Origin of the sequence: Longimicrobium sp., from assembly GCA_036387335.1 — a bacterium.
Lineage (GTDB): Bacteria > Gemmatimonadota > Gemmatimonadetes > Longimicrobiales > Longimicrobiaceae > Longimicrobium.
Window position 1 is genome coordinate 1 of the sequence record DASVTZ010000065.1, and the last position, 3,610, is coordinate 3,610.

Annotated in this window: 3 protein-coding genes; all 3 read right to left on the reverse strand. The window is 72.8% G+C overall.

The genetic code is table 11. The features are described 5' to 3' along the window. A partial coding sequence (locus VF647_05450; GenBank protein HEX8451520.1) for a hypothetical protein occupies nt 1–747 on the reverse strand: 747 nt, incomplete at its 3' end. A gap of 224 nt (nt 748–971) precedes the next feature. Continuing rightward, on the reverse strand, nt 972–1,949 hold the full coding sequence (gene hemB, locus VF647_05455; GenBank protein HEX8451521.1) for a porphobilinogen synthase: 978 nt from the start codon (nt 1,947–1,949) through the stop codon (nt 972–974). 143 nt (nt 1,950–2,092) lie between these two features. Continuing rightward, nucleotides 2,093–3,610, reverse strand: a 1,518-nt coding sequence (locus VF647_05460; GenBank protein HEX8451522.1) for a capsule assembly Wzi family protein, incomplete at its 5' end; no start/stop codon positions are given.

Sequence of the window (3,610 nt, forward strand, 5' to 3'; positions counted from 1 at the left end):
CTTCACCCCCCGCTCGAAGCAGCTCGCCGCCACCGCGTGCAGCTCGTCGCTGGTGAGCGTGGTGGCCACCAGCACCTCGGCCACGTCCACCTCGTCCAGGATGCGCTCCAGCTCGGCCAGCGTGCCCATCGACGCCGGGTCCGGACGCCCGCCCGGCGTGAGGTGCCCCACCACGTACTGGTCGAAGTTGTTGTGCCCCCGCAGCGAGCGGATGGTGCTCCCCGCCTCGTCCAGGCTCCCCACGATCAGCGTGCGGCGCAGGCCCACGCCGCGCGCGTACGCCTGACGCACCAGCAGGTCCGCGCCCTTGCGCCCCAGCGCCAGCGCCACGAACCCCGCCGTCGCGATCCCCGCCACCAGCGGCAGCGCCATCGGGATGCGCGGCGGAAAGGTGACCAGCACCCCCAGCAGCAGCGACGCCAGCGCCGCCGCCGAGGCCAGCCGCCCGCCGTCGCGGCGAGAGTCGCCGGGCGCGTAGGCGCGCAGGGCGTTGAGGCTCAGCAGGAAGCTGGCGACCACCAGCGGCACGAAGGGCTCCACCACGTCCCACGCGCCGAACGCGCGCGCCACGGCAAAGAGCACCAGGCCCACGAGCAGTCCGTCCAGCAGGTGCAGCGAGACGACGCGAAGGAAGCGGCGCAGCAGCGACGTGGCCAGCCGCCGGTGCGTGAGCTCCCGGCGCAGGCGCACGTCGTGGAAAGGCAGGTCCGGCAGCGCGGCGCGATCCTCTCGCGCGGCACGTTTCACCCGGGTGCCGCTTGACGTCTTTATGTCCATCCGAAAGGGCTGTCCTGGAAAAATTGCGCGCCTGGGGAGACCCCTTGACGGGCGGTGCACCCGAAGCTGACGCGTACACCCCCGTCCGCGTCACGCGGGGCGCCGCGGTAGCACGAATGGTGCCCGCCCAGCCTCAGATACGACGCCTGGCACAACGCCGGATCCGCCCGCCGTGTGACGACCGCCGCCGCCCCTCAGCCGTGGTGGCGCCTCGCGAACTGCCGCGCGTAGTAGCTGATCACCATGTCCGCCCCGGCCCGCTTGATGGAGGTGAGCGCCTCCACGTGGGCGCGGTCGCCGTCGATCCACCCGCGCTCCGCCGCGGCCACGATCATGGCGTACTCGCCGGAAACGTGGTAGGCGCACACGGGGTAGCCGGTTTCCGCCTTGACGCGGTGGATGACGTCCAGGTACGCCAGGGCGGGCTTCACCATCACGATGTCCGCCCCCTCGTCCACGTCCAGCCGGGCCTCGCGCAGCGCCTCCAGCACGTTGCCGGGGTCCATCTGCGCCGTGCGCCGGTCGCCGAAGGTGGGGGCGCTCTCCGCCACGTCGCGAAAGGGGCCGTAGAAGGCGGAGGCGTACTTGGCCGAGTACGCCATGATCGCCACCCCCGTATGCCCCGCCTCGTCGAGCGCCGCGCGGATCGCCCCCACGCGCCCGTCCATCATGTCCGACGGCGCCACCACGTCGGCGCCGGCGTCCGCGTGCGCCACCGCCATCCGCGCGAGGAGGGGGACGGTGGCGTCGTTGTCCACGTCGCCGCCCTGGATCACGCCGCAATGGCCGTGGCTGGTGTACTCGCACAGGCACACGTCGGTCATCACCAGCAGCCCGGGAAGCTCGCGCTTGAGCCGCCGCACCACCTGCGACACCACGTTGTCCGGCCCGTAGCCGCTGCTCCCCGTCTCGTCCTTGTGCTCCGGGATGCCGAAGAGGAGCACGCCGCCGATCCCCAGCCGCAGCGCCTCTTCCGCGTCGCGCAGCAGCTCGTCGGCCGAGGTCTGCTCCACCCCGGCCATGGAGCCGATGGGTCGGCGCACCCCCTCGCCCGGCACCACGAAGAGCGGCAGGATCAGGTCGCTGGGATGAAGCGACGTCTCGCGCACGAGCGAGCGGATCGTCTCGCTGCGGCGCAGGCGGCGGGGGCGGTGGCTCGGAAAGCTGGGCATGGTTCGGAAGGTACGTGCGAAGGGCCTAAGTGCTGAGTGCTAAGTGCTAAGTGCTAAGTGCTAAGTGCTAAGTGCTAAGTCCTGTAGTGAACAGCGCACTAACGCACTAACGCACTAACGCACTGCAGTTCAGCACTCCGTCGTCAAAACAGATACGCCACCTCGGCGCGCAGCCTCTGCTCGCGCCATCCGTCGCCCGCGTCGCGGTACAGCGACAGGCGGGCATCGATGCGGGGTGCCAGCCGCCACGCGGCGTCCAGGCTCCCCCCGAAGCTTCCCGCGCGCACGGGAGCGTACAGGTTGGCGGCGCGCTGCTCGCGGGCGAGCCCCTCGCCGGTGCGGCGGCGCACGAAGGCGCGCCCCTCCACCCGCAGCCGTGCGTCCAGCAGCTCGCCCTGGCCGTACGCCATCCCCTCCCACCCCTCGCCGCCCAGCGGGTGCCCCAGCGGACGACCGCGGTGCACCCAGCCGCCGGGGTGGGCGGCGTGCATGTACCAGGGGGGATTCCCGCAGCAGTGCGGCGCGAAGCGGGTGTACTCCGCCCCGCCCGCCCACGCGCTCCCCAGCCGCGGCAGCAGCAGGCCGAAGGTGTGCCCCGGCACGTTCCACCACGCACCGGACGCGTCTTCGGAGCCCCACTCGAAGTACACGGTGGCGGGGAGCACGCGCTCGGTGGGCAGGCGCCAGCGCGCATCGGCGGCGATCACCTGGTTCTCGAAGTCCGCGGAGAGGATCCCCACGAACATCTTCACCACGTTCCCCACCGTCACGGGCGTGTCGATGCTGTCGCCGCCGAAGATGGAGGCGCGGTTGATCCCAAGCTGCAGCCGCGAGTGCGGCTCGAAGCCCACGCGCGCCGTCCAGAACCACGGCTCGCCAGGATGCCGCGACTCAGGGAGGCGCGCCAGCGAGCTGTGAAAGGTGGTCCCCCCCAGGTAGCGCAGCACGGAGGGCAAACGCACCGGCCGCACCGTCTGCAGCTGGAGGCGCGTCATCGGCACGGCGCCGCTCACCACGATCCCGCCACCGCGCGCGGGCCCGTACCCCACGGGCTCCCTCCCCACCGCCAGCGCCAGCGGCCCGGCCGACGCGGACACGTCCCACGACGGAACCCGCACGCCTTCCGTCCCCGCCTCCACGTCCGCGATGGCGGCGACCGCGCGCCCCCCCAGCGCCACCGTCGACGCGCCTGCCCACTCGTCGCGGTCGGGGAGGAGAAAGGGCTCGCGGCGGAACTCGAAGTGCCCGTACGCGGGCTCCAGCCGTCCGCTCTCGTGCTCCGTCACCACCCCCGCTCGCCCGCCCAGCAATGGCGATCTCCGTGCGCCGGGGCCGTACTCCGGGAACTCCTCCACGAAGCGAGCCATCCACCCCTCGGCGACCGCGCTCATCTCCGGGGACCGCTCGCGCGCGAGCTCCACCGCGTCGTGCAGTGCGCGCGCCACCAGCTCTCGCGGCGCCGAGCGCTGCGCGGGAAAGTACCCCGGCGCCAGCCCCAGCGCCCACGCCCTCGCCGCCGCCCTGTGCGCCCAATGGTCCACCGGCAGCGGCGGCGCGGCGGGCTGCGCCGCGAGCGAGCCGCCGCACAACAGGAGCGCGCCCGCCAGCACGGCGCAGCGCACCCATGAAAGAACAGCAGGGCTCACGCGGAGGCGCGGAGA

Excerpts from the sequence above, each read along its gene's own strand:
- hemB (HEX8451521.1), bottom strand. The coding sequence starts at position 1,949 with ATGCCCAGCTTTCCGAGCCACCGCCCCCGCCGCCTGCGCCGCAGCGAG.